The 26,836-nt window shown below is 36.5% G+C and carries 33 protein-coding genes; 5 read left to right on the forward strand and 28 right to left on the reverse strand.

What is annotated here, in order from left to right:
- From MKX78_RS15465 to MKX78_RS15495, 7 genes are all read right to left on the reverse strand, one after another.
- On the reverse strand, nt 1–588 hold the full coding sequence (locus MKX78_RS15465; protein ID WP_095372712.1) for a nucleoside recognition domain-containing protein: 588 nt from the start codon (nt 586–588) through the stop codon (nt 1–3).
- A complete protein-coding gene (locus MKX78_RS15470; RefSeq protein ID WP_307313009.1) occupies nt 581–1,723 on the reverse strand; it encodes a D-alanyl-D-alanine carboxypeptidase family protein in 1,143 nt (380 codons plus the stop codon). The genes MKX78_RS15465 and MKX78_RS15470 overlap by 8 nt, the downstream gene beginning before the upstream one ends.
- A 290-nt stretch (nt 1,724–2,013) precedes the next feature.
- Nucleotides 2,014–2,895 carry a superoxide dismutase gene (locus MKX78_RS15475; protein WP_341052766.1) on the reverse strand — a complete coding sequence of 294 codons (882 nt, stop codon included), beginning with the start codon at nt 2,893–2,895 and terminating at the stop codon, nt 2,014–2,016.
- Nucleotides 2,896–3,066: 171 nt separating this feature from the next.
- Complete coding sequence (locus MKX78_RS15480; protein WP_095372710.1) at nt 3,067–3,555, reverse strand: YpuI family protein; 489 nt, start codon at nt 3,553–3,555, stop codon at nt 3,067–3,069.
- Nucleotides 3,556–3,627: 72 nt separating this feature from the next.
- On the reverse strand, nt 3,628–3,984 hold the full coding sequence (locus tag MKX78_RS15485) for a hypothetical protein (RefSeq protein WP_341051554.1): 357 nt from the start codon (nt 3,982–3,984) through the stop codon (nt 3,628–3,630).
- 223 nt (nt 3,985–4,207) lie between these two features.
- Nucleotides 4,208–4,789 carry an SMC-Scp complex subunit ScpB gene (scpB, locus tag MKX78_RS15490; protein ID WP_095372708.1) on the reverse strand — a complete coding sequence of 194 codons (582 nt, stop codon included), beginning with the start codon at nt 4,787–4,789 and terminating at the stop codon, nt 4,208–4,210.
- The gene (locus MKX78_RS15495; RefSeq protein WP_095372707.1) at nt 4,790–5,542 is read right to left on the reverse strand and encodes a segregation/condensation protein A; all 753 of its coding nucleotides are present in this window, start codon (nt 5,540–5,542) and stop codon (nt 4,790–4,792) included.
- A gap of 216 nt (nt 5,543–5,758) precedes the next feature.
- On the opposite strand from MKX78_RS15495, the gene MKX78_RS15500 reads away from it, so the two are divergent.
- Nucleotides 5,759–5,893 (forward strand): YjcZ family sporulation protein, encoded by a 135-nt coding sequence (locus tag MKX78_RS15500; RefSeq protein WP_095372706.1) that lies wholly within the window; start codon nt 5,759–5,761, stop codon nt 5,891–5,893.
- Nucleotides 5,894–6,004: 111 nt separating this feature from the next.
- On the forward strand, nt 6,005–6,517 hold the full coding sequence (locus MKX78_RS15505; RefSeq protein WP_095372705.1) for a DUF309 domain-containing protein: 513 nt from the start codon (nt 6,005–6,007) through the stop codon (nt 6,515–6,517).
- Nucleotides 6,518–6,530: 13 nt separating this feature from the next.
- On the opposite strand, the gene MKX78_RS15510 is transcribed toward MKX78_RS15505, so the two are convergent.
- The 17 genes from MKX78_RS15510 to spoIIM form a co-directional block, all read right to left on the reverse strand.
- Entirely contained in the window at nt 6,531–6,893 is a 363-nt protein-coding gene (locus tag MKX78_RS15510) for a GNAT family N-acetyltransferase (protein ID WP_095372704.1), read from the reverse strand.
- Nucleotides 6,894–7,262: 369 nt separating this feature from the next.
- Nucleotides 7,263–8,582, reverse strand: coding sequence for a diaminopimelate decarboxylase (gene lysA / locus MKX78_RS15515; protein ID WP_307313001.1), 1,320 nt, complete (start codon nt 8,580–8,582; stop codon nt 7,263–7,265).
- A 182-nt stretch (nt 8,583–8,764) separates the two neighbouring features.
- On the reverse strand, nt 8,765–10,246 hold the full coding sequence (locus tag MKX78_RS15520) for a spore germination protein (RefSeq protein WP_095372702.1): 1,482 nt from the start codon (nt 10,244–10,246) through the stop codon (nt 8,765–8,767).
- Nucleotides 10,243–10,809, reverse strand: a complete 567-nt coding sequence (locus MKX78_RS15525) for a stage V sporulation protein AE (RefSeq protein ID WP_307313000.1) — start codon at nt 10,807–10,809, stop codon at nt 10,243–10,245. The genes MKX78_RS15520 and MKX78_RS15525 overlap by 4 nt, the downstream gene beginning before the upstream one ends.
- A gap of 28 nt (nt 10,810–10,837) precedes the next feature.
- Nucleotides 10,838–11,260 carry a stage V sporulation protein AB gene (locus MKX78_RS15530; RefSeq protein WP_095372700.1) on the reverse strand — a complete coding sequence of 141 codons (423 nt, stop codon included), beginning with the start codon at nt 11,258–11,260 and terminating at the stop codon, nt 10,838–10,840.
- The gene (locus MKX78_RS15535) at nt 11,250–11,870 is read right to left on the reverse strand and encodes a stage V sporulation protein AA (RefSeq protein ID WP_095372699.1); all 621 of its coding nucleotides are present in this window, start codon (nt 11,868–11,870) and stop codon (nt 11,250–11,252) included. Before MKX78_RS15535 ends, MKX78_RS15530 begins: the two co-directional genes overlap by 11 nt.
- Before the next feature lie 167 nt (nt 11,871–12,037).
- Entirely contained in the window at nt 12,038–12,793 is a 756-nt protein-coding gene (sigF, locus tag MKX78_RS15540) for an RNA polymerase sporulation sigma factor SigF (RefSeq protein ID WP_095372698.1), read from the reverse strand.
- 11 nt (nt 12,794–12,804) lie between these two features.
- A complete protein-coding gene (gene spoIIAB, locus MKX78_RS15545; protein WP_095372697.1) occupies nt 12,805–13,245 on the reverse strand; it encodes an anti-sigma F factor in 441 nt (146 codons plus the stop codon).
- The gene (gene spoIIAA / locus MKX78_RS15550) at nt 13,246–13,596 is read right to left on the reverse strand and encodes an anti-sigma F factor antagonist (protein ID WP_095372696.1); all 351 of its coding nucleotides are present in this window, start codon (nt 13,594–13,596) and stop codon (nt 13,246–13,248) included.
- 177 nt (nt 13,597–13,773) lie between these two features.
- Complete coding sequence (locus MKX78_RS15555; protein ID WP_341051556.1) at nt 13,774–14,952, reverse strand: D-alanyl-D-alanine carboxypeptidase family protein; 1,179 nt, start codon at nt 14,950–14,952, stop codon at nt 13,774–13,776.
- Between the two features lie 270 nt (nt 14,953–15,222).
- On the reverse strand, nt 15,223–16,527 hold the full coding sequence (locus tag MKX78_RS15560; protein WP_095372694.1) for a pyrimidine-nucleoside phosphorylase: 1,305 nt from the start codon (nt 16,525–16,527) through the stop codon (nt 15,223–15,225).
- A 23-nt stretch (nt 16,528–16,550) separates the two neighbouring features.
- Nucleotides 16,551–17,369, reverse strand: a complete 819-nt coding sequence (locus MKX78_RS15565; RefSeq protein ID WP_095372693.1) for a purine-nucleoside phosphorylase — start codon at nt 17,367–17,369, stop codon at nt 16,551–16,553.
- The gene (gene deoB / locus MKX78_RS15570; RefSeq protein ID WP_095372692.1) at nt 17,369–18,565 is read right to left on the reverse strand and encodes a phosphopentomutase; all 1,197 of its coding nucleotides are present in this window, start codon (nt 18,563–18,565) and stop codon (nt 17,369–17,371) included. Before deoB ends, MKX78_RS15565 begins: the two co-directional genes overlap by 1 nt.
- 249 nt (nt 18,566–18,814) lie before the next feature.
- Entirely contained in the window at nt 18,815–19,708 is an 894-nt protein-coding gene (gene xerD / locus MKX78_RS15575; protein WP_095372691.1) for a site-specific tyrosine recombinase XerD, read from the reverse strand.
- A gap of 7 nt (nt 19,709–19,715) precedes the next feature.
- Nucleotides 19,716–19,943, reverse strand: coding sequence for a YqzK family protein (locus MKX78_RS15580; protein ID WP_095372690.1), 228 nt, complete (start codon nt 19,941–19,943; stop codon nt 19,716–19,718).
- A gap of 195 nt (nt 19,944–20,138) precedes the next feature.
- Nucleotides 20,139–20,603 (reverse strand): ferric iron uptake transcriptional regulator, encoded by a 465-nt coding sequence (gene fur, locus MKX78_RS15585; protein ID WP_224936064.1) that lies wholly within the window; start codon nt 20,601–20,603, stop codon nt 20,139–20,141.
- Between the two features lie 251 nt (nt 20,604–20,854).
- On the reverse strand, nt 20,855–21,496 hold the full coding sequence (gene spoIIM / locus MKX78_RS15590) for a stage II sporulation protein M (RefSeq protein ID WP_307312990.1): 642 nt from the start codon (nt 21,494–21,496) through the stop codon (nt 20,855–20,857).
- 217 nt (nt 21,497–21,713) lie between these two features.
- Between spoIIM and MKX78_RS15595 the strand changes: the two genes are divergently transcribed.
- Nucleotides 21,714–22,283: a GNAT family N-acetyltransferase gene (locus MKX78_RS15595; RefSeq protein ID WP_095372687.1), complete on the forward strand. Its 570-nt coding sequence runs from the start codon at nt 21,714–21,716 to the stop codon at nt 22,281–22,283.
- 93 nt (nt 22,284–22,376) lie between these two features.
- On the opposite strand, the gene MKX78_RS15600 is transcribed toward MKX78_RS15595, so the two are convergent.
- The 3 genes from MKX78_RS15600 to MKX78_RS15610 all read right to left on the reverse strand — a co-directional run bounded on the left by MKX78_RS15600 (nt 22,377) and on the right by MKX78_RS15610 (nt 25,234).
- Nucleotides 22,377–23,285: an EamA family transporter gene (locus tag MKX78_RS15600; RefSeq protein ID WP_307312989.1), complete on the reverse strand. Its 909-nt coding sequence runs from the start codon at nt 23,283–23,285 to the stop codon at nt 22,377–22,379.
- A gap of 225 nt (nt 23,286–23,510) precedes the next feature.
- Nucleotides 23,511–24,683, reverse strand: coding sequence for an endonuclease Q family protein (locus MKX78_RS15605; RefSeq protein ID WP_341051559.1), 1,173 nt, complete (start codon nt 24,681–24,683; stop codon nt 23,511–23,513).
- On the reverse strand, nt 24,680–25,234 hold the full coding sequence (locus tag MKX78_RS15610) for an NUDIX hydrolase (RefSeq protein ID WP_095372684.1): 555 nt from the start codon (nt 25,232–25,234) through the stop codon (nt 24,680–24,682). Before MKX78_RS15610 ends, MKX78_RS15605 begins: the two co-directional genes overlap by 4 nt.
- A gap of 76 nt (nt 25,235–25,310) precedes the next feature.
- On the opposite strand from MKX78_RS15610, the gene mciZ reads away from it, so the two are divergent.
- Nucleotides 25,311–25,481, forward strand: coding sequence for a Z-ring formation inhibitor MciZ (gene mciZ, locus MKX78_RS15615; protein WP_307312985.1), 171 nt, complete (start codon nt 25,311–25,313; stop codon nt 25,479–25,481).
- 93 nt (nt 25,482–25,574) lie between these two features.
- On the forward strand, nt 25,575–26,486 hold the full coding sequence (locus tag MKX78_RS15620) for an aldo/keto reductase (protein WP_341051561.1): 912 nt from the start codon (nt 25,575–25,577) through the stop codon (nt 26,484–26,486).
- Between the two features lie 61 nt (nt 26,487–26,547).
- On the opposite strand, the gene MKX78_RS15625 is transcribed toward MKX78_RS15620, so the two are convergent.
- Nucleotides 26,548–26,799, reverse strand: a complete 252-nt coding sequence (locus tag MKX78_RS15625) for a YqkE family protein (protein WP_341051563.1) — start codon at nt 26,797–26,799, stop codon at nt 26,548–26,550.
- Nucleotides 26,800–26,836 lie beyond the last annotated feature (37 nt).

The following is a 26,836-nucleotide window of genomic DNA, read 5'->3' on the forward strand; positions in this document are numbered from 1 at the left end:
TCATCCTTTTCGTGATCTCCTGTAATAAAAGTATCTATCAATCAAAATAGCGGAAATGGTCGAACAAATTGTCGCTATAAGGGTAGGACCAACGATGTCAGTTGGACTAGCTGACCCGTAATTCATGCGGATGGCGATAATTGTTGTTGGAATTAATGTAATACTTGATGTATTGATGGCAAGAAATGTGATCATAGAACGACTTGCTTCTGTACTTTCACCATTTAATGCTTTTAATTGTTCCATTGCTTTAATCCCTAGAGGTGTAGCAGCATTCCCTAAGCCGAACAAATTGGCCATCATATTCGATAATATATAGCCCATTGCCGGATGATCTTTCGGTACATCCGGAAAAAGTCTTGATATAAATGGTTTAAATAGTTTAGCCAGCTTGTCTAATAGACCTGCATGTTCGGCTATTTTCATCATTCCTAGCCAAAAGACTAATATGCTGATTAAACCAATACATAATGTGACTGCTTCTTTTGCCCCTTTAAATATCGCTTCATTTACATCACTTATAGTTCCATTAATCATGGCAAAAACGATACCAATGATCGCTAACCCTGCCCATATAACATTAATCATGTTGTTGTACTCCTAATATCCTTATAAACAGATGTTTGAAGTAATCAAAAAATTTTCCTTTTTCTTCTTTAACTCCAGCCTGATTATAGTGAATAGGCAAAGTTTTAATTGCTTCATCATTTAAGTAAACAACGGCTTTTCCTACTATTTCAGGTGATTTTTCACCTTTTCTCCAACTCTCTTTCGGTTCAATGAAATTATATTTAATCCGAAAAGATTCTTTCTCTTTTTCTGTTACCGGGTATGAAAAGGAGGAGTGCAGTGATACCTTATCTTTGTAGAAAGCATATTCTACCCCCTTAATTCTCCCTTCACTCAATACTTCAACTTGTTCATATTGATCGAATGCACCCTCATACATAGCAATATGATCATTCCAATCATCCGGTCCATTTAACGTAACAGCAATTAGATCAAGATTGTTTTTTGTCGCTGTTGTTACTAAAGTCCTTTTTGCTCTTTTTGTATAACCAGTCTTTCCACCAGTTGTATATTTATAAAGCTGGGTCAATAAACGATTTTTATTATTCCAGCTGTAATCTCTGTTTTCAGATCGATAAGATTTTGTCCCTGCTATTTTTTGATACGTCTCATTTTTCATTGCATAGCGAGTAAGTAACGCCATATCATAGGCAGTTGAATAGTGATTTTCATGATCGTCAAGCCCATGTGGATTTTCAAAATGCGTATTTGTCATGCCTATTTCTTCAGCCTTCTGATTCATTAAATACACAAAGCCATCTAAGCTTCCGCCTACATACTCTGCAATCGCAACTGCCGCATCATTACCCGAGCGAAGCATTAAGCCATAAACCAAATCTTCTAGTTTGATTTCTTCCCCCGGTTTCAAATAAATGGATGAGCCTTCTGCTTTTAAAATCGTATCAGTTACTTTCACATCTTCTTCTAGCTTATTTGATTCAATCGCCAATATTGCTGTCATAATTTTTGTTATACTAGCAATCCGGTTTCGATCATTGGCTGCCTTATCATAAATAATTCTACCTGATTCCTGTTCGATTAATACTGCATTTCTAGCACTAACAGAGGGCTTCGCCTCTACTAGTTGTGGACTTAAACTAAGCAATAAGGTGGACATTATGAGAATAGTGATTAGGTTTTTCCATTTCTTCATCGCACAAACCCCGTCTCATTTTATGGTTTGTACAATTCTATGCAGGACAAGTTTTGTTATGACAGATTCATGGCGATCGGTTCATAAATTAGTAGTCTGTATTTTATCAACCTTCATCGAAAGGAGTTGAACTTCATTCAAATTGGGGTAAGGATACGGGTATTGTAAACTGTTGGATCACTTGGACTTTGTTGACTGACTATGATTGAGGTTCCGCAAGAGATGAGAGCTCAATACTCTTGCGGGGTGTAAAAAACATAAGCAACTGCCTGTTTTCTTGTACTATTTTCTTAAAAAGGCTGCCATTTCATTTCATGTGCTTTTTGAAACCTTCTTGAAACATTGTCCCAGTTTACAATATTCCACCAACTTTCAATATAAGCACCTTTGTCATTTTTATATTGTAAATAATAGGCATGCTCCCATACATCTAACACTAGTAACGGGATCGTGTCCCATTGTGTTAAGTTTTGATGTTTTTCAGATTGTAATACTTCTAAATGTCTAGCTCTCGGAGACCAAACAAGAATGGTCCAACCTGAACCTTCTACTTGCTTTGCCGCTTCTGTAAAATGTTTTTTAAAAGCTTCAAAGCTACCAAAGTATTTGACTATTTCTTTTTTTAATTCCCCCGTAGGTTCTCCACCACCTTGCGGACTCATATTTCCCCAAAATATCGTATGCAAATAATGGCCTGATCCATTAAAAGCCAATTCTCTTGACCAATGTTTAACTAGAGAAAAATCGCCCGAATTTCTCGCCTTTTCTAATTCTTTTTCTGCTTTATTCAGTCCATCCACATAACTTTTGTGATGCTTATCATGATGTAATCTCATGATTTCTTCTGAGATATACGGTTCTAAAGCATTATATCCATAAGGTAAAGGTGGAAGTTCATGCTTTCCAGCTTGTACACTTACTTCATTAACATAAATTTGTCCAAGTGATAATCGGTGATTGAAATACTGTTCCATCTCACCGTGAAGTTCTTCTACTTTTTCGTGAATTTCTTCTATTTCCTTGTCTCCCATACTATGATCAATTGTCTCCATAATGGCTGTCATATGATCAAGTTTATCCCATAGCTCGTTGCTCTCTTCAATATTTTCACTCTCCAAAAAAGCCCTCATATCTTCATTCCATTGAAACACATTCTTTAAGTATTCATTCATACGATGATTCAAGCTAAATCCCTCCTCTTCACTACATCATATGTATAGTAATGATAAATAATATCGTTTTTTAGCCATTCTACATGATGCTTATCATTTTGAACGCTATAGACACAAAAAAGCACGAACAAATTTGTCCGTGCCTTAGCTCATTCTAAAGTATTTCAATATTTATTTTGATTGCATCATTTTTGTACGATAATCTGTTTCGTAGTATTCTAGTTCTTCTCTTATCTTTTGGAAATCGCTTTCTAATCCTCTAAATAGGTTCTCAAGGCGAACGGGTACTTCGTGATGAAAACGAATTGAATTCTTTCCTGTATACGCTGAACGACTATTCTCATACCACGCATCATTTTTAGGTGAGAAAAACTCTTCAATACAATGATGGTAAAGTTTATACAATGTTTGCTCAGCTGCTCCCCGCTGAAATTGATCACTCATGAGTATGATGCGACATGCTTCATGACCTTCCTCGCAAAACACTAGAAGCTTTCTCAAATTCGATAAAATGCTTTTATAATATCGCTCATCACCCTGTCCTTCCTCTTTAAGTACCGACAAGGTTGTTTCATTTAAGAAGTTCTCAAAAGTGCTTACCGTATTACTAAGGAATTGTTGCACATCTTCCATTTGTGATTCAACTATAGAATTTCCCATCATTTTCCTCCCGTATATTTAGCTACTCTTTTATCCATTTCGTTCTTCAGCCAATTTGTTTATATCAGCTCTTCATTTATTCTGCATCATTGTTTCTATTATGTTAGATATTTGCTTAAAATCAAATCCCTCAAATAACCGTATAAAAGCGGACTCATCACTTATAAATAACCGTTTTCTCAGCTTCAATTCCGGATGATTGAGAAGAGAAGCTAGCGCTGCAATATCCTTAAAAGTTCTATCACTTACTGACTGTTCATATGATGTCAATTGATCAAGCTTTTCTTCAAAGTACTGCAAATAAGTTAATGTGAATTTTCTTTCCTCTCCATCTTCCTCATAAATGACTTCACTTTTATTAAAAAAATCTTCGAAGGAATTAGGAAGAGTTTTTTCAAGCGACCATCCTTTCGATTGCAGAATGAACAATCAGAACCCTCCTTCAGATTCAATCTACTTTTTGATAAGCATCGTGATTGATAATAATGAAGTTTGCTGATGACATAAATTTATTAAGGGAAATAATTTTCTTTTGTACCATCTGACATTATGTATATATGCCTTTGGTGTTTAATTATGCTAAACAAGTAAATCACCCTTAATGTTTTTATATTAACATAAATGAGCTGTTGATTGTTCAGAATTATTTCACTTATACATTATTTAATGTATCAAAGAACAAATCTGCTTCTGTTTGCTCAAACTCTTCGTCTCCTTGATCAGGTAGCTTTGGCAGCTCTTTTAAACTTTTTAATCCAAATGTATCTAAGAAACCCTTTGTCGTGCCATACAAATATGCACGACCATTACCTTCAGCTCTTCCTACTTCTTTGATTAATGCTTTTGCCACAAGTGTTTGTAATGGTCTTTCTGTCTTCACTCCACGAATTTCCTCGATTTCAATTCTTGTAATGGGCTGCTTGTAAGCAATAATTGCTAATGTCTCTAAAGAAGCTTGCGATAAAGAATGGGAGGAAGGAGCTTCCACGAGTTTCTTTAAATAGTCAGCTAATTCCTTTTTAGTCGTTAATTGATACGACCCACCAATTTCAATGATTTGTAATCCCCGTCCTTGGTTATTTGCTAACTCAGTCATTAATTGATTCATTCTTTCACTTGCCTCTTGATCACTCACTTCAAATACCGAAGCAATCGATTTCAAATTAAGTCCTTCATCTCCTGCTGCAAATAAAAGCCCTTCTAAAATGGCTTTCCAATTTTCTTTCTTACTCACTTACTTTCCCTCCGCTACTTCTACATACAATTCTGCAAAGTTATTATCTTGTGTAACGAGCACAGCCTGTCTTTTCATTAACTCTAGAACAGCTAGAAAGGTTACAACAACTTCTTCTCTAGAATGTGCAGTAAATAAATCATTAAAGTTTTTACGGCCATTACTTTTTCTAAGTGTACGTATAACTTCGTCTATTCTTTTTTCAATCGGAATTTCCTGCCTGGCTACTTTCGTTGCAAGTGGTTCTTTCCATTTTTTTCTTCTTAATAACTTTTGCAGCGCACCTAACATATCGTAAAGCGATACGTCGACTTGGGTCTGTTCCATTTTCACTTCTTTTGCCATGTCAGAAAGGTCACTCGGTGCTTTTGTGTATAATAAGCTTCTTTCTTGTTCAAGTTCCTTTAAGTCCTCGGCTGCTTCTTTAAAACGACGATACTCTATTAATCTTTCAACGAGTTCATCTCGTGGATCTTCTTCCATTTCCATATCAATATCTTCGTCATAGTTATCTTCTTCGTGCTTTGGGAGTAGCATTTGACTCTTGATAGCGAGTAACGTGGCAGCCATAACCAAATACTCACTTGCTATATCCAGCTCTAATTCTTGCATAGTATGTATATAGATTAAATACTGTTCAGTAATTTCTGCTACTGGAATATCATATATATCAATCTCGAGCCGATTAATTAAATGCAGTAATAAATCGAGCGGCCCTTCGAAGGCGTTAATCTTTACATTATAATGCTCCATATGTTCCACCAAAATTTCTATAAAATTATTTCTTTACTCTATACAGTATAGATGATTCAACGTAGCGAATCCAACATAATTCTTTCCTTCAACAACGGACTCTTTTTTCAACTTTTAGAAACTTACTTTTTATTTTATCCTAAGCCCAAACATGAGACAAACTACGCACATACAATGAGAAGGTAATGACAATTAGGTACTAATGGAGGTATAAATATGTCCAGAGAAAATTATGGTGACAATCATCATAGAGAAGAAGAGTGCTATGGTGGCGGTTTCGGTGCAGGCTTTGCTTTAATCGTTGTTCTCTTCATCCTACTTATTATCGTAGGCGCTTCTTGGTTATTTTAATGTAAATAGACATTGCCTGGCATTGTAATTTGCCAGGCATTTCTTTTTTCCATCATTATTATATGATACCATGAAATTAATCAACTGTATGTTTGAAGGAGGAGTGTAACTTTGCATCCCCAAGCTTTTATTGACTATTTAGCTCATTATCACGGCGATCGTGATTATTTTGAATGCCACGAAATTTTAGAGGAATATTGGAAAGAAGTAGACAATCGAAACAAGCAATCCATCTGGGTTGGCTTGATTCAAGTCGCCGTGTCTAATTATCATCATCGTAGAGGGAATTTTCATGGTGCTAAAAAAACATTGCAAAAAGCAGCATTTATTCTTTCGTCATATCCAAAAGAAGTAAAACAACTTGGTATTGACCATCAACAACTGTTAAATGATATACACACAATGCAAGAAGAAATTGATAAGGCCTTTCCTTATAAAAGCTATTACTTCCCTATAAACGATGTTTCCTTATTAGATGAGGTCAAAAAGACATGTAATTCTAAAGGATTCCGATGGGGACAGGAAAGCAATCTTGAAAACGAAGAAATTGTTCATCGACATATGAAAAGAGATCGGTCAAATGTCATCGCAGAAAGAGAGAAAGCCCTCCAAAGACATCGCTAAAAGGCAGCGAAAATTATTCGCTGCCTTTATTTATCTCTTCACATTTCTGTAAAAAGGCTTCTGTAACATTGTCCGCTGTTAGTTCTTTATGTGGATAAGTGTCATTTAATGCTTTTATCATCGACTTACCGACTCCTTGCTGACGATGAGAAGGGTTGACTGATATATGACGAACTTCAATATGATGATCAGATAAGCATACACCAACTAGCCCAATAATATCTTCGTCTTCTTTCCACAAAAACAATTGCAGATTTTCTTCACTTTCATACTCTTTAATCGTCTGTAACAACTGCTTTAATACTTTTTCTTTTGGCATAAAAGATAAAAGTCCCATAGCAATCTTCTCAAAAGACTTTTTATAGCGTATTAACATGATAACCCCTCATTATTAGTAAAACCGTTTATTTGCTATTATTTCCATTTCACAACTAACATAAACTATTTTATCATATGTATCTATAGATTGAAATGGAACTAGTTATGATTGCGGGGCAATAAATAACCAATAAATAAGCCCCCATATAAAAGCTATACCTAAAATAAAGACAAATAACATAATATTACTTTTTTTATCCATACTTTCTTCAGTAGCTCCCCTTTTGATATACATTCATCTTTATTGTACATGAAAGGTTTCTACATTCCAATATGTTAAAAGAAGGAGTTCGCCAAATAAGTAGAATAATAGGTGAGTCCCTTATGAAGATTCTGAAACCCACCTAAGTTTCTTGGTTCATGTTAATTACTGATTAACCTTGTTTTTTAAAGGTAAATCTAGCCGTGCCATATCTTCAAATGATTCTCTTTTAATGACCAATCGATCTTCTCCATCTTCCACAAACACAACAGGTGGACGAGGGATACGATTATAATTATTTGCCATTGAATAACCATATGCACCTGTACAAAAAACAGCTAACAAATCGTTGTTTCCAGCCTTCGGAAGTGGCAAATCCCAAATAAGCATATCTCCGGATTCACAACATTTACCTGCGATAGAGACTTTTTCCTCTATATCATCTAGGACACGATTAGCAAGAACAGCTTCATATTGTGCCTGATAGAGAGCAGGACGGATATTATCACTCATTCCTCCATCAATAGCCAAGTATTTTCTTACATTCGGAACATCTTTTGATGAGCCAATTTGGTAGATGGTTGTGCCAGCATCACCGACAAGTGATCTTCCAGGTTCAATCCATATTTCAGGTAAAGTCATCCCGTGATGGCTTGTTTGTTTTTTTACTTCCTTGATAATTTCCTCTACATACGTTTCTGGGGCGAGTGGTTCATCTTCCTCTGTATATCTAATCCCAAATCCTCCACCTAAATTAAGAACTTCAGATTCATAATCATATTTTTGGCTCCACGTTTTCAATTTGGCAAAGATTTTTTGTGTGGCAAGGATAAATCCAGTTGGTTCAAAGATTTGTGAACCAATATGACAATGGAACCCAAGTAAATGGATGTGTTGGGAATTAAGGGCGATTTTTAATGCTTCCTCTGCCTGTCCATTTTGTAAATCGAAACCAAATTTAGAGTCTTCTTGCCCAGTTAAAATATAATCATGTGTATGCGCTTCTATTCCTGGAGTAATCCTTAGTAACACATCGACGCGCTTATTCATTGATATAGCTACTTCTTCTAATAAGTTCATTTCATGGAAATTATCTATGACGATACAACCAATATTATAGGAAAGCGCCATTTCTAATTCTTCACGGCTTTTATTATTCCCATGAAAATGAATACGTTCAACTGGAAAATCCGCCCTAATGGCAGTGTATAGTTCTCCTCCAGAAACAACATCTAAAGACAATCCTTCTTCTTCCACTAACTGAATCATCGCTACAGAAGAGAAAGCCTTACTTGCATAGGCTACTTGTGCCTTTATATTATTTTCCTGAAACATTTTCTTAAATCCACGTGCTCTTCTTCTTATTAACTCTACATCATAAATATAAACAGGCGTGCCATATTTACTAGCTAATTTTACTGTATCAACACCGCCAATTTCTAAGTGTCCTTTGTCATTTACCTTTGATGTACCGTGAAAAAACATGCTTTCCCCTCTTTCGTCCATTACTTCTCTAATCAAAGAATTGATGCTTATTTTTATCGGACTAAAATGAAGAAATAGACAGAATCCTTAAGAAACTGTCTATTCTGTTATCCTTTAACCCTTTATTCAGTTGAACATACTTTACCATAATTCCCATATGCCTGCAATCGCCATTTACCCAATTATTTTGGTGGCTGCTTAAAACGATTGCGAGAATGGGTAATACTTGGTCGGATTTTTGACCCTGGGACGGCTCTTCTAAAAATAATATGAACGATAGCGCCAGGGCAAAATGGAATGAATGGCCATAAATATGGTGTTCTAAATGAACGCATGGATACAAGAAAAAGAATAAATAGCGTAATTCCGACAACTAAACCTGGTGTATGAAAAATTGCAACTAATATTAACAAGAGCATACGAATAAGTTTATTTGCCACACTTAATTCATAGCTCGGAGTAGCAAAAGTTCCAATTGCCGCAACAGAAACATAGAGAATAACTTCAGGTACAAACAATCCAACAGTGATTGCAATTTCTCCTATTAGTATTGCAGCTATTAGTCCCATTGCCGTTGATAATGGGGTCGGTGTATGGATAGCAGCTAATCTTAAAAACTCTATCCCTAAATCCGCTAATAATAATTGAATAAGAATAGGTATATTTGATTGTTCATTCGGCCCGATATAATCAATGGCATCCGGAAGCAAAGACGGTTCTAAGACAAATAAAAACCACAATGGTAGAAAAAATAAAGAAGCAGCAAGTCCGATAAACCTCATAAATCTAACAAAAGTACCGACAGCTGGGGCTTGCCTATATTCCTCTACATGCTGCAAATGATGAAATAAAGTCGTTGGGGCGATGATTACACTGGGCGATGTATCCACAAAAACCACGACATGACCTTCCATCAAGTGAGTGGCCGCTACATCCGCTCTTTCAGTGTACCTTACAAGTGGAAATGGATTATAACTTTGATGAAGGATGAATTCTTCTACCGTTTTATCTGCCATGGGTAGCCCATCGATATCGATTTCATTAATTTCTTTACGTAACACTTCTACTAGGTTGGGATCAGCTAACCCTTCAATATAGCCTAAGGAAATATCAGTTTTTGACCTTACACCAACATGGAGCATTTCAAACCTTAAACGTTCATCACGAATTCTTCTTCTTGTTAGAGCTGTATTGACAATTATATTTTCTACGTAACCATCACGAGAACCTCTAATTACCTTCTCCGTATCAGGCTCTTGTGGTGTTCGTCCTGGATAACTTCTTACGTCTATTACTAAAGCGGTACCTTCACCTTCCATCACAATAACAATAAGCCCTGATAATACTTGGTCAACGAGCTCATCAATTGTCTTAATGCGATCAACTGCTTGATGAACGATACGGTTCTCTACAATATCAAAGAGATGGGTCGATAATTTTTCTTTATCATTAATCCCTACAAGCTCTTCAACAATTTCAATGATAAATTGTGTCTCTGTTAAACCATTAATAAAGTATAAATGAACATCCTTTTTTAATACTTTAAGCTTTCTCACTCCAAGGTCAAAACTTGTTCCAAGACCTACATGGTCCTGCATGTACGCTTCAACTTCCTTGACGGATGTGGGTAATGGTCTCTTTCTTATTTTTTCTTTTTCGCTCATAACATACCGCTCCTTTCCAGTATAAGTTCAACAGCTTGTTTCGTAATGGGTGAACCGGCTTCTATTGAATCAATTCTTGCCATTTTACCAATATCACCAATACCGACGATAAAAGGGATATTTAACATCTCAAGACAATAAACGGTATCACCTACTATTCTGCCTTCATCCATATCTGCTATCCCAGATTTATCAACACCATATTCTGTCAATTCACCAAAGCGATCAATGCTTACATCTACTTTTGTCCATTCCTCGTGGTGAGTCCTTGATGCTACAGCTATTGCACCAATGACTTCAATATCAGGGTGATTGGCAACGAAAGTCATCGCTTTCTCTCCTGGACCTTCTCCGATATAACCACTATCATCAAACATGATATAAACAGGATCTGAATGAGCTTTTTTAATTAAATGCACCATCTCTTCACCAGACAGTATAGTTGGATTTCCTTGAGAAGCAGAAATACAACTACCACCAATATCATGAGCAATGAGCTCTATTGTTCGCTTTGCAAACTCATCTCCATCTGTAATCAATATGACTTTTCTCCGTTCTTTCATCGCCATTTCCCTTTCTAAGTGAGCAAACCTACAGATTGACATAATATATCCATTGAAATAAAGATCCGATAATTTTCCCAAAAACAAAAGCCATTAATAAATAGACAATTTTCCCTTCTACACCAATGCGTTTAGCTAATATCGGGAAGACATTTAGAACTTCCGTAAGTGCAGCTGCAAGCATTCCTACAAAGATTCCACATAACAGGCCAATCGGAATAAGTATAAAGGGCGGTGCTTGTAGTACTGGCTCCCACATGGAAGCTACAGCTCCAGCAATCACCCCGCACACCGCTGCCCATTCATAAGCATGGATCATCTTCATTGTTTTTGTTAGTTGTGTAAGCCTTGGAATAATTCCTAAGACAGATAAGAATGCAACTACTCCACCACCTACAGCTATACCACTCGCTAAGCCTATAAAGATGGCAAAGATAATTTTACCGCTCATCAATATTCTTCATACTCTCTTTGTTTTCGTGTAGGGAAACATAGTTATCCAAATCCATTTGATAATTAAACATCTCTACCTCTAAAGGACTAGGCTCTTCATTTAAACGCTTTTTAAATACATGATTGAAGAAGAGAATCATTCCTAAGCCTAATCCAATTGAGTATGGGATTTGAAAAATCAATGGCCGACTATCTACTTCACCTGTAATCAATGTATAAATCTTTTGTTGAACTTCTTGCATACTAACGTCTTCATGAAAATTCATGATGGTGAGAGCAGCACCAAAAAATAATAAAAACCATATTAGCATAAACAATGGAAGTGAGACTTTTCTTCTTTTCACGGCAACTTCAACAATAATCTGTGTCGGCCCAACCGTTTGGATTTCCAAACTCGGAAAACATTTTGTAATATGCTTAATTACCTGCATAACATCAATAATGATAATATTTTTATCTTCCTTAGACACACGGTATAACAGGAGATTAGCTAATTTATCATAAACTTCGTCATCTGCAATCAACTGCGCAACATCCGATAAAACAATAGTTTCGTGCGGTTTAACCTGCAATCGATGTCGCAAGCGTAAATAAACGATACGTTCCATCCTTTCACTTCCCACACAAAGATTTCCTTGCATATAGTATGAGTAAAGGTATTTCACTTCATGAAATCCAATAATTTCCTCACACTGATATTACTTTCTTGGTTATTAGTAAATACATAAACGTCGACTTTCTTCGCTTAAAAGAAGCAAATGAAAGAGCATATAGACTATAAGTCCATATGCTCTTTCATTTGCTTCAATATTTTCTTCTCAAGCCTCGAGACTTGTACTTGTGAAATGCCAAGCCTGACTGCTACTTCTGATTGTGTTTGGTCTTTGTAATAGCGCAAATAAACAATCAGTCTCTCTCTTTCATCTAATTCATTTATCGCTTCTTTTAATGCGATTTTATCAAACCATCTCCCCTCATCCCCATCATCTATTTGGTCAAGTAATGTAATAGGGTCACCATCATTTTCATACACGGTTTCATGAATTGACGAGGGGAGTCGACTAGCATCTTGGGCCATGATAATATCCTCTGTTGGGATATCAAGGAATTCTGAAATCTCTGATACGGTTGGTACCCTACCTAATGATTTCGATAACTCATCTTTTGCTTTTCGAATTTTATTTCCGAGTTCTTTAAGTGAACGACTGACTTTAACTGTTCCATCGTCTCTTATAAAACGTTGGATCTCACCAATAATCATAGGAACAGCGTAAGTAGAAAATTTCACATCATAACTCAAATCAAATTTATCAACCGATTTCAACAATCCAATACAGCCAATTTGAAATAAGTCATCTGGTTCGTATCCTCGATTGAGGAAGCGCTGGACAACTGACCATACTAAGCGCATATTCTTTTGGACAATCAAATCTCTAGACGCTTGATCACCATTTTGACTTTTACCAATGAGCTCTTTAACTTCATGATCTTTTAAATATTGCGTCTTTCCTGTTTTAACCTCCACATCCATAGCAAGACTCCTTAATTACATAGCATTTTACTATTTGATAAATGCTTCTTTAAACGAACCTCTGTGCCTTCACCTGGGTGTGATACAATACTAATTTCGTCCATAAAATTTTCCATAATCGTAAAGCCCATGCCTGATCTCTCTAGCTCTGGCTTTGTTGTATAAAGAGGCTGTCTTGCCTCTTCTATATCCATAATACCGAGACCTTCGTCTTTAATGGACAGTTCGACTATTCCTTCCTCAATGGTTACTGAAATGTGTACTATGCCATCTGGGCTCATATCATAGCCGTGAATAATAGCGTTCGTTACAGCTTCTGAGACAACGGTCTTAATTTCTGTTAATTCATCCATTGTTGGATCAAGCTGAGCAATAAAAGCTGCCACTGTCACTCGAGCAAATGATTCATTTTGACTGAGAGCAGTAAACTGCATTTGCATAACATTTTTCACTTACGCCACCCCCAATCGTTGCAGGGCAAACGCTTCAGTAGGTTCTAAGCGAATAATTTTAAATAAACCAGACATATCAAAAAGTCTTTTTACAGATGGAGAAATTGCACATACAACCATTTCTCCATTTTTTTGTTTCACTTGTTTATATCTGCCAAGAATTACTCCAAGTCCAGAACTATCCATGAATGTTAATTGTTCCAGATTAAGAATAATATGGTGGATATCGTGTTCCTCAATCGTTTTTGTTGCTTTTGCTCTTAATTCATCCGCAGAGTGATGATCAAGCTCCCCGCTTAAACGAATACATAATACGTTGTTTTTTATTTCTAAATTAATTGCTAGACTCACTAACCATAGCCTCCTTTGTAATCAGTTGTCTCTATGGATTAGACAGGATTGACACCAATAGAATATCAACCTGCCTTTAGTGAGTCCAATTCTATACTATGAACTGTTTTTCCTTCATGAAGACAAAACTAGTGTTTATTCGCTAAAACAGGACTTGTCTTCACTCGATTCGACATATTACTCTGAGACTTTCGTAAACATTCCCATTGAACGCTTAAACAATGTCCATACGTTGGCTTTTTTACTATCTTGACTTGCGACTAAAGGACTTTCAACCATTGTTTTTCCGTCTTTTTCAAAAATAATCTTGCCGACTTCATCACCTTTTTTAACAGGAGCCTTCATATTTTCATCGAGTACAACCGTTTGTTTCACGTTTTTAATATCTTCACCTTTTTTAGCTAATATTGAAATGGGTTCGCTTGTTAATGCTTCTACTTGTTTCTTTTCACCTTTTGACACTTTCACTTTTGCCACCGCTTGATTCCTTTTATACATGGCATGAGTTTCATATTTATTAAAAGCATAGTCTAGCATTTTCGTCACTTCTGCATTTCTCTCTTTTGAGCTAGGTGCACCGAAAACAACCGCAATGACACGCATGCCGTTTTTCTCAGCTGTCGCCGTTAAACAATACTTTGCTTCTTGAGTAAATCCAGTCTTAAGACCATCTACCCCTGGATAAAAACGCACTAATTTATTCGTATTTACTAACCAGAACTTTTTATCGGTGTCTTCACGCAAATAAGCCTCGTAAGTACCGGTAAAGTTTGTAATATCTTCATACTTCAGTAATTCCTTTGCCATCATCGCCATATCATGAGCCGTACTAAAATGATCCGTTACCGGGAGGCCTGTAGGATTTTTGAATACAGTGTCCTTTAAACCTAGCTCTTTTGCTTTTGCATTCATCCTATTGACAAAGTCATCTACCGTACCCGCTAATCTTTCTGCTACAGCAACAGAAGCGTCATTTCCAGAACCGATTGCAATTCCTTGTAACATTTCTTTTGTTGTCATTTCTTCTCCAGGCTCAAGAAAAATTTGTGAACCACCCATAGAAGCAGCATATTCACTTGTCTTAATCTTTTCATCCCATTTAAGTTTGCCTTCATCGATTGCTTCCATAATTAAAAGCATCGTCATAATCTTCGTCATACTTGCGGGTGGTAATTGAACATCACTATTTTTTTCATACAGAACTTTGCCTGTATCTCGCTCAATTAAAATAGCTGACTTTACATTTTTCACAACTTCTTCTTCAGTCATTTTTTCACTTTCACGTGCAAATACTTGTGGTGCTATGGTAGAAACCATGAGAATACATATAAAAAATACACTAACTATTCGCTTCATCGCACAAACCCTCCATTCTTTATAGTTTCCATGATTACCATTTGTTGATAATTTATACCAATGAAAATACCATAAACTACATTTTATAAATGAGAAATTCCGTGTTTTACTTTGAAAAAAGATCGGGAAGGTGAGAGGTATGAAATGAGACCTTCTATGCTTTGATGTGGGAATTATTCGAAGGAAATATTTTAAGAATGAGCATCTTTCAGTTAAATTGTACTAAAAAAGCTTAAAGGTTTTATTTCCTTTAAGCTTTTTCTAGTATTTTTATTCTGTGATGACTTGATGTATCAATGTTGGTGCTGTTACTTCTTCTGACACTATTTTAATATGATTAATAAGGATATCTTTTACTTCTTCCACATCTTCCATATTGCTATGAATCGTTAACAACGCTTCTCCTTTTTGGACAGAATCGCCAACTTTTTTATGAAGAAGGAGGCCTGCTGCGAGATCTATAATAGAATCTTTTGTTGCTCTACCCGCACCAAGCATCATTGCAGCAGTACCAAGTTTTTCTGCAGCAATTTCAGAAATATATCCACTTTGTGCAGCTTCTACCTTTATTTGATATTTTGCCTGTGGAAGTAGAGATGGGTCATCAACGACTGCAACATCTCCTCCTTGAGATTGGATAAATGTTTTAAAAGTCTCTAACGCTTTACCACTACTGATTGCTTCTTGTAATAGCGTGCGCGCACTTTCTAACGTATCGGCCTTTTTCGCTAATACGACCATTTGACTTCCAAGAGTTAAACATAAATCAGTCAAATCTTCCGGGCCTTCTCCTTTTAAAGTATTTATCGCTTCTTCTACTTCTAAAGCATTACCGATTGCTAGGCCAAGGGGTTGGCTCATATCTGAGATGACAGCCATTGTCTGTCTACCAACATGATTCCCGATTTTCACCATTGTTTTTGCTAAAGCAATTGCTTCTTCAATCGTTTTCATAAATGCACCTGAACCCGTTTTCACGTCTAAAACAATTGCATCTGCACCCGCAGCAATTTTTTTACTCATGATACTTGATGCAATTAATGGGATGCTATTAACAGAAGCGGTCACATCTCTTAACGCATAAAGCTTCTTATCAGCTGGTGTCAAGTTTCCACTTTGACCTATGACTGCTAATTTATTACGATTGACTAAATTCATAAATTCATCATTATCAATCTCTACATGAAATCCATCTATAGCCTCTAATTTATCAATGGTCCCACCCGTATGGCCCAGACCTCTTCCGCTCATCTTTGCAACTGGTACACCTACAGCAGCTACTAGCGGCCCTAATACGAGCGTGGTTGTATCTCCTACACCCCCAGTAGAATGCTTATCGACTTTGATTCCATCAATGTTTGAAAGATTAATTTCATCGCCTGATTTAACCATTGCCGTTGTTAAATCAGCTGTTTCTCTTTCATCCATTCCTTGAAAATAAATCGCCATAGCAAGTGCACTTGCTTGATAATCAGGGATTGTTTCATTTGTGTAGCCTTGAATAAAATAGTTAATTTCCTCTGTCGTTAAGCAATGACCATCCCTTTTTTTCTCAATGATGTCCACCATTCTCATCGTATCGTTCCCCCCCACTAAATTTAAATTTTTGTCACGATTCCTTTGACAAAGCTTAAAAATTGTTGTTTTACTTTCTCCGTTGTTTCTATCACTTCTTCATGATTTAATGGTTGGTCTAAAATACCTGCAGCCATATTAGAAATACAAGAGATTCCAAGTACATTCATACCAGCATGATTCGCAACAATAACTTCCGGAACAGTTGACATACCAACTGCATCTCCACCACAAATTCTAAGCATTTTTACTTCTGCAGGTGTTTCATAAACTGGCCCTGTATTAGCTACGTATACACCAGTTTGTATGTTTAATTGTTGGTGTTCTGCGACCTCTTTTGCGACTTGTATCATTTCTTTATTGTACGCTGATGACAAATCTTGAAAACGCACACCAAAATGGTCGTCATTAGGACCTATAAGTGGGTTTACCCCCATATTGTTAATATGGTCTGTGATGATCATTAAATCACCTGGTGAGAAAGTTTCATTAACGCCTCCAGCAGCGTTGGTTACGATTAATTTCTGTACTCCCAACTCCTTCATTACACGGATCGGAAACGTAACTTGCTGCATAGTATAGCCTTCGTAATAATGAAATCTTCCTTGCATCGCAACAACCGCTACACCGTTTAATCGGCCAATAACGAGTTGACCTGCATGACCGGCTACTGTTGATTGCGGGAAACCCGGTATATCTCTATAAGGTATTTTTATCGCATTTGTTATCTCTTCAGCAAGAACCCCAAGTCCAGAACCTAATATAAGTCCTACTGTTGGTGTTTGGTCTATTCTAGATTGAATTAATTCTTTCGCTGCTTTTACCTCATGTAAACTAGTCATTATTTCCCTACTCCCTTGACATTTTTAAGAAAGCTCTCTCCAATCAATGGCTTCTTTACTTGGAAATTCTCTGCAATAGTCGCGCCAATGTTAGCAAATGTCTTGCCTTGAGGCAGTTCTTCTCCATGAGATAAGCGCTTAGAATAAACAAGTAATGGCACATATTCTCTCGTATGGTCTGTACCATGATGGATTGGGTCATTACCATGATCCGCTGTAATAATCAGAAGATCATTTTCATTTAACTGCTCGAACAGTTCAGGTAAACGAGCATCGTATTCTTCTAATGCTTGACCGTATCCAAGTGGATCTCTTCTATGTCCATAAAGGGCATCGAAGTCTACTAAATTCAAAAAGCTCATGCCTGTAAAGTCTTTTTTTGCTATAGCTACCATCTTGTCCATGCCATCCATATTTGAAGTGGTTCTAATTGCTTCTGTTACGCCTTCTCCATCATATATATCATTAATTTTTCCGATGGCTATGACATCTAGATTGGCATCTTTTAACTCATTCATTACTGTTCTGCCAAATGGCTTTAATGCATAATCATGTCTATTCGCTGTTCTTATAAATGCCCCAGCTTTACCAACAAATGGTCTAGCAATGACTCTACCTACCATGTATTTTTCATTTAAAGTCAATTCTCTAGCAATTTCACAAATACGATACTGTTCTTCAATTGGTATGATTTCCTCATGGGCGGCGATTTGTAGCACCGAATCAGCCGACGTATAAACAATAAGAGAACCTGTCTCCATATGCTCTTCCCCTAATTCGTCTAAAATCACTGTTCCACTCGCAGGTTTATTACCAATCACTTTTCGACCTGTCTTTTCTTCTAGTTCTTGAATTAACTCCTCTGGAAATCCATTAGGAAATACTTGAAAGGGTTTTTGAATATGAAGGCCCATTATTTCCCAATGTCCTGTCATGGTATCTTTCCCAACAGAAGCTTCTTGAAGCTTTGTATAATAAGCCTCAGGTTGTGCGACTTTTGCTATCCCTTTTATTTCATTGATATTACTTAATCCGAGACGTTCCATATGTGGCATATGCAAACCGCCCATTTTCTCGGCAATATGGCCTAACGTATGAGAACCTTCATCACCGAAATTTTTCGCATCAGGTGCTTCTCCTATTCCAACAGAGTCCATTACAATAAGGAAAATACGTTTATATGTAAATGTGTTCACAATTAACACTCCTTTCTAACTATTTCTTTACTACAGAAATCCTTACTTATCATACCCCAAAAAGGCTTTCATCAACAGCGAAGGATAGTGTAAAACGTCTAGAACCTACCAAAGAGGAATGTCATGAATATACTTCACCTTTAAGAAAGATTTCTTTCGTCAGAAGTCTGACATCTATATTGTACTGAAAATAAAAAAAGAAAAACAGTCTTTTATATCACTTTTCACTGTTTTTCTACATATTTCCTGTTAAGCCCTCGGATGGAATTGTTTATATACATCTTTTAATCTCGTTTTTGACACATGTGTATATATTTGTGTCGTAGAAATATCTGCATGGCCAAGCATTTCTTGTACAGCTCTTAAATCTGCTCCATTTTCAAGTAAATGGGTGGCAAATGAATGCCTTAAAGTATGAGGCGTTAACTCTTTTTGAATACCAGCTACTTGTGCTGTTTTTTTTAAGTTTTTCCAAAACCCTTGCCGTGATAACCCTTTACCGTGATGATTTAAAAATAAGTATTCTGTCGGGTGTTTTGGTGATAACAACTGTTGTCTACCCTTATCTAAATAATCTTGAATAGCTGCTTGTGCTGTTTTTCCTAATGGAATGATTCTTTCCTTATTTCCCTTACCAATACATCTTAAAAAACCCATGGTTAGATGAACATCATTTATTGTTAAATGGATTAATTCACTGACGCGGATTCCTGTTGCATAGAGTACTTCTAGCATGGCTTTGTCCCTTAAATAAAAGCGGCTGCCATTGTTCGGGAGGTCTAGCAATCTCTCAACTTCCTTCATATTTAAAACCTTTGGCAAAGATTTTTCAGCTTGCGGTGTTTCAATATGAATAGAAGGATCGTGATCTGCTATTTTTTCACGAAGTGCAAATTGGTGAAAGGAACGAATAGACGCTATATGCCTTGCAATTGTTTTAGCAGACTTACCATCATCCTTAAGCTGAGCTAGAAACTGAACAATATGAACACGTTCAATCTCATTCATCGATTGCTTCATCATCTTCTTCTCAATAAACAATATATAACTTCTTAAGTCTCTTTCATATGACATTATCGTATTTCTGGCTAGCCCTTTTTCAATCATTAAATAGTGGATAAAATCCTGCAGATGATCATTCATAAAATCATTACTCCCCATTTAAATAAAACAGAATCAACCGATCCAACCAAGAAGAGTCCGTTGCATTCGCACTTGCTGCTACCTTCACGGCTGCCCCACTCGGTTCATCATAACGATGATAATCCTGATACTCTTCATTTAACCACATAATACCATAATAAAAAAGAATTGTGCTTCCTGTAAAAAGAACAAAAACCTTAATGGTTTGATAGACTAGTTTGATCCATGCACTCATCATTTCTCCCCCAAATAAAACGTCTTATTAGAGGGTATGCCATTTTGGACAAGATTTATACCTGTTTCCAACGAGGAATCATTTAAGTTCTGTGAGCTTCTATCGAACAAAAACCTTAATTTCGTTCGCAGCTTGAGACAGAATTAGAGAAAAATAAGAAAACCCTTTCCAATGAAATTAGAAAAGGGTTTTGCCTTATGCTTCTGGCTCTTCATCATTTTTTTTATCTTGACATCGATAGCAGATGCCATGAAAAGTAAGACGATGGTCTTTTATTTTGAAATGCCAACGCTTCTCAACAACTTCTTCCACATCTTCTAGTAGATCTTCTTGAATTTCATCTACTGCACCGCATTCTATGCATACAAGATGATGATGGAAGTGAGCAGCACCTTCTTGACGTAAGTCATATCGGGAAACGCCATCACCAAAATTAATTTTATCAACAATTTTTAATTCAGTTAGTAATTCAAGTGTTCGATAAACAGTTGCTAAACCGATTTCTGGCGACTTTTCTTTAACAAGGAGGTATACATCTTCCGCACTCAAATGGTCCTCTTCATGTTCTAACAAAACGCGAACCGTGGCTTCACGTTGTGGTGTTAGCTTATAACTGGATGAATGCAACTGTTTTTTGATTCTGTCAATTCTGCTTTCCATACCGAAAGTCCCTCCCTCACCACTAACATTCTCATTATAACAGATAGATGTATAGAATCAAACTAAAATCATTATAAAGAGACCTTTATAATAACTCTTATATTAGAATTGTTATAATAGCTAAAACAACATAAAAGTACAGAACCTAACGTAGGCTCTGTACATGATAATTTATCCAAGTAGTCATTATTACTAAACTCATATGATAAAAGAATTATAGCATTCAAATCTTATATAAGCAATCGTTGAGTTTAGAGGACTGAATCAATGACTGACTTCATTAACACCGGTGAAATATACGCCTCAATAGCTGATGCACCAGCTAATATAATAATGGCAATAAGGAAAGAAATTAAGTATTTACCTAGCAACGGCATAAATGGATTATTTACTTTCTTCATAAACAACCGACGAATCATCTTCATTGAAAATGAAATCGCAAAAGTAGATGTAATAATAAAAATTGGAATGATAATCATATTTTGTGGCAAAATGGACACAAAAGATAGTAAAAACCCATGCCACTTTAATTGACTTACTAAAAAACCGACAGTAAATCCAACGACCATCCCTTTCACAAATAATAAAACTAAAATAAGCGGTAATCCAATAATAGATATCCCCAATAGCCATATCACGCCTATATATTTACCATTATGAAGTAAGCTTTGTTCAAATATGTTAGCCGGTGTCGCCATTTCTTCATTTGAAACATGACCAAAAAACTGAGTCAAGTATTGAAATAAATCCTCTTTTTGCGTCAAACTTAAACTGTTTACGACCACCGCTCCAAATATGACACCCATCAAAAACAATATAATAACAAACAAGTAGATTGAGGAATGCTCACGGAAATGATTTGCTACGACGTTCTGGTACATTTTTTTTATCATTGCTCTTCCTCCTGAAAATGATTTCACTTACTAGAATGTATGCTAGACTTGCTGAGATCATGACAGAAAGATACGAAATAATATAACTAATCTATTAAAATTTTTATTGTCAATAAGATGTTATTTATTTACACTTTAAGAAAGTTACATTTACTATATGTAAAAGGGTATGATAGACCGGCGATAGGCGCTATTAAATTAAAAAGGAGAATAAAGAATGAATCCCATCTTAGTAGATTTTCCAGAGAAAATAGAAACAACACGTTTGTATTTTAGACCATGTTTGCCTGGTGACGGCAAGATAGTGCATGAAGCCATTGCAGTGTCGCGAGATTCTCTAAAAAAGTGGTTGCCTTTTGCTGTAAAAGAAGAGACTGTTGAAGAAGTAGAAGCTGGAATACGCGCATCTTTTGCCGAATTTATTAACCGAAGCGATTTCCGTCTACATATCTATCTGAAGGAGAATCATCTTTTTGTTGGCTCAATCGGCCTTCACCGGATAAATTGGGATATTAAAAAATTTGAAATTGGTTATTGGTGTGATAGCCGCCAAATTAAGAATGGCTATATAACAGAAGCTGCAGAAGCTTTGACAGCTTTCTGTTTTGAGCATTTCAAAGCGAATAGAGTTGAAATCCGCTGTGATGAAAAAAATATAGATAGTCGGCGAATAGCGGAACGTCTCGGTTTCCCATTAGAGGGCATATTGCGTAACGATAGCTTAGCAACCGATAACATATCCCTAAGAAGTACATGTGTGTATGCAAAAGTAAAAGTTGATGACTAATTGATATCCTCATACAAAAAGGTGAGGGCCTTGTCAAAATCTTAAACAAAGCCCCCACCATCTCAAGAAAAAAATAAACATATCCCCGATTAATTAACTCGCCTTTGACGACTGAATGAGGTCGTGGTCCTTTTTTGTTTTATGAGCCACATTACCATAAATAATCCCTAAAATGATAATACAAACCCCTAACCACTGAAGCGGGACAAGTTCTTCCTGTAAAACCAGTACAGACATTAGTAAAGCAACTGGTAATTCTGACGATGTCAATATTGTACCTAACCCAGCACCCACATGAGGCATTCCGATTGCAAATAACAATGGTGGTAAAGTGACACCAAAAAGACCTAAAAACAATCCGTACGGCATAAGTGCCGTTACAGTTGCTGCATCAGCTAAGAAAACTGGCGGGAAGATGACAAAAGTAATGAGTAATCCACCAATGGCAAAGACAGCGCTTCTTTGGATCGGCGGTACTTCTTTCCCTACCGTGCTACTAATATAGGCGAAGATGGAGAAGGATAATGCCGCAAGCATACCCCATCCTGCACCAACTAGAGAAAAGTCATTAAATCCTTGTGACAAAATACCTGTTGCCAAGAAAGAGCCAATAAGTAACAGCAAAATCGCACGTAATTTTTTCATTCCTGGTTTTTTTCTATCAACAATAAACTCAATAGCCGTACCAATCCAAACAAACTGAAATAAGAAAATGATGGCTAACGACGCATTTAAAGACTGTAAGGATTGATAATAAAATATTCCCGTTAAACCAGTTGGCACACCACATAATACGAGAAAGCTAAAACGCTTGAAGCTTATCTTCTGTTTTTTTGTAAACAAGAATATAAGCCAAATCAGTAACGTCCCAGCTAAAAATTGGCTTCCAGAAACTTCAGCAAGTTCGAACCCCTCACCGTAGGCAAGCTTGACAAAGGTTGATAATACACCAAAGCAAGCACCTCCGATAAGGACTGCTAAAGGATACATTGATTGTTTCATCCGTATTTCCTCCTCAATCTACCGGTTGACAAATATCGTTTTAATAAAGATAAGAGCATTTTTTTAAAATACAAAAAGCCACACATCGATGCTACTTGCATCAATGTGTGGCGAAAAAAGAGTGTCTACTCTTAAAAAGTCCACAAATCCGTACCGGTTTTGGCATTCAATTATTTATACCACTGTATCTTATCCCCGACATGGGTAGTCTGTCAAGTCTAGTATTTAATCAATGCGAATTCTACCATATCTTCCTCCGCCACCTACGTCAAATTGTAAGCTCCCTGATCTCGCCTGCTCAATCAGAAGCGCTGCTTGTTCAGGTATGACTTGTTGCAATGAGGCAAGAGGAACATCATGGATGATGGCCATTTCTGTGCCATAATGAAGAAGTAGCTTTTCTAATGTCTTTACCCCGATTCCGGGAATAAACTCTAAAGGGATTTGATGGATATATGGTGGTCGTTTCCTCCCTTGAGCCATTGAAGTTACATTTGCTAACTCTTGAATACGATTTTTTACCCCTTTAATGATTTTCTTACTAGCACAGTTACTGCATAGTACTGTCCCTTGTGGCTGGGCCACACCACATTGAACACAGACCGTCTCATGATATTTACCCAGAAGCGGATCTAATCCATAATTAGCTTCAACTGCTCTTCCATCCATTTGTTGCAGTGCCATAGTTAACTCCTTAAAACTTAATTCTTGGAGGGAGATTTTTTGGTATTCTCTTGCAATTTTCGCTAATGAATGCGCATCAGAGTTTGTTATAAATGGATAGTCATGTAACTCAGCTATCCTGTCGGCCATTTCTGTATTAGCGCTCAATCCTAATTCAATTGCATCAATCGAATGAGGGTCAAATACTTCCTTAAGTGAATGCTTTACGCCCTTTCCATATAAGCTTTTAAAAGGTGTAAACACATGGGCAGGAATAAACAAACCTTCTAATTCCTTTACCTTTTGTTGAAGCATACGTCCTTCTATATAAACACGCTGTGAACTCAGTTGAATATTCTTCATTAAAACTGACAACCAGTTTGAAAAATCTTTCATGTGGCTAAGTGTTGGGAAAAACGATAGAACATGGATGGGCCCATGACAATATTGATCATAAATCTCGAGCTCTGAACCAAGAATAATCATCATATCATCAAATAATAATCCGCCATCCTCATGTTCTTGTAACTCACCCTCCTGAAGTAAAGCCTCTATTTCATTTATCACTTCTGGAGAATGACAATCGATAATCCCAATGATGTCTAACCCTTTTTGATTTTTTGCATGATGAATAATGTTTGTAAAAGTCAAGTTTTTTGAACCTGTGATTTTAACCGGCTTTCCAGTAGCGGTTCTCCCAATATGAATATGCAAATCTGCATAATAAGATTTCATTTTTCCTGCAATGCTTCTTTTAGTTGCATATATTGAACTGCATAAGCGGTTTTCGCATCATAGATTTTTTGCTCTCCTATTAATTGGACAGCTTCTTGAACAGTGACTTCTTTCAGATTAACAAATTCATCTTCATCAAGATTGGCCGAATTTTCTATCACATGTAAACCTTTTGCCATATACAAATGAACAATTTCATCAGCAAAACCAGGAGAGGTATAAAAAGAAATAAGCCACTCTATCTCATCACACCCATACCCTGTTTCTTCTTCTAATTCTCTTTTTGCACATTGTAGGGGATCTTCGTTTCCTTCTAATTTACCTGCTGGTATTTCAATTATCGTCTTCTCAAGTGCTTTACGGTATTGTTCAACCATAACCATTTTTCCTTCATCTGTTAGTGCTAATATTGCTACTGCACCTGGGTGCTTGACTACTTCTCTTTTCGACAATTGTCCGTTCGGTAGTTCAACTTCCTCTACTTGGAGTCGAATAATCCTACCGTCAAAGATTTTTTCCGTTTTTAACGTTTTTTCTTCTAGGCGACTCATTTTCTCTCGTCACTCCTGTTCTATCCGATTATTCTGCTCATACATTTTAACATACTTATGTTTAGGAGAGCTTTTGATGAAAATTTACGTTCATGAAAAGGGTATTACCTTTGTTGGTAAGGCATGGGAAATTAAAGAAAAACTAAAGGTTTATCAGAAGTCATTTACTTATGTTAGAGAATGGATAGATGGAACAACAAATGATGATTATTACAAGGAGCCCAAGAATAGCGAACGTGACTCATAAATTCTCCATGCAATGAATCAAAAGATTTGTTTAACCTCTCTCAGTATCGGTAAAATAGATAAAAAATACTCAGAGGAGAGCGGAGGTTCACAAATGAAAAAAGTACAGTTAGGTAAATCACCATTAATGGTTACTCCACTTGGTCTTGGTTGTATGTCACTTGGAACAGATAAACGAAAGGCACAAGCGATTATTGAAACAGCACTAGAAGAAGGTATTAATTATTTTGATACAGCCGACTTATACGACTTTGGTTTGAATGAACAGCTAGTTGGAGAAGCGTTAAAACGCGTACGAGAGGATGTCGTTATTGCCACAAAAGTAGGTAATCGGTGGACTGAAGGAAAAGAAGGCTGGCGCTGGGATCCGTCAAAAGCTTATATAAAAGAAGCCGTAAAACAAAGCTTGAAACGATTAAGTGTAGAATATATTGACTTATATCAATTGCATGGCGGGACGCTAGAAGATAATATACTAGAAACAATTGACGCGTTTGAAGAGCTTAAACAAGAAGGTTTTATTAAGGCATATGGTATCTCCTCCATTCGTCCTAATGTGATTCGCGAATATGTTAAGCATGCCTCTATTGATTCAGTAATGATGCAATATAGTTTACTTGATCGTCGTCCAGAGGAAGAAGTTTTACCACTATTAGCTGAAAATAACATTAGTGTCGTTACGAGAGGTCCACTCGCTAAAGGTTTATTAAGTGAAAACTGGATTGATAAACTATCGGAACAAGGATATTTAGATTATAGTGAAACTGAATTGCGCGCTCTTCTGACTGAGCTTAAAGCAAAGTTTACTGAAACACGCCATCTACAAGAAGCGGCTATACAATATAACTTGGCACATAAAGAGGTTACTTCTATTATTGCCGGTGCCTCTTCTATGGAGCAGGTTAAAGAGAATGTTGCCGCCGTTCGTGCAGAGCCATTATCTAAGTCAGAATTAACTTTCATGGAACAATTAGCTAAAATGAATAAGTACGAGGCACATCGTTAACACTTACTTAAATCAAAAAGGATGACGTACCTTTGGATACGTCATCTTTTCTCGTAATCTATTATTTAAATTCTTTCCAATTTAAGTTACTTTCGCCTAAAAGCTCTTCAAAGCTTTTATTTTTCTCACGTAATTTACGCTCTTCTGCTTTTCTACGTGATTCTACCTCAAACTTTATTTCTTCCGCTTTTTTTAGCTCATTTTTCTTCACTTGCAACCCTCTGACAAGCTCAGGATTTAACATATCTCCTAAAGTAAGCGGCTTATCTTCACTTATTTTCTTTGATTGTGCTCGCTGTTTTTTCTGCTTCATGACTGGTGTCCTACCCCCTCATTCTTTTGTATAGAAT

This window comes from Cytobacillus sp. FSL R5-0569, assembly GCF_038007265.1.
Lineage (GTDB): Bacteria > Bacillota > Bacilli > Bacillales > Cytobacillaceae > Cytobacillus > Cytobacillus kochii.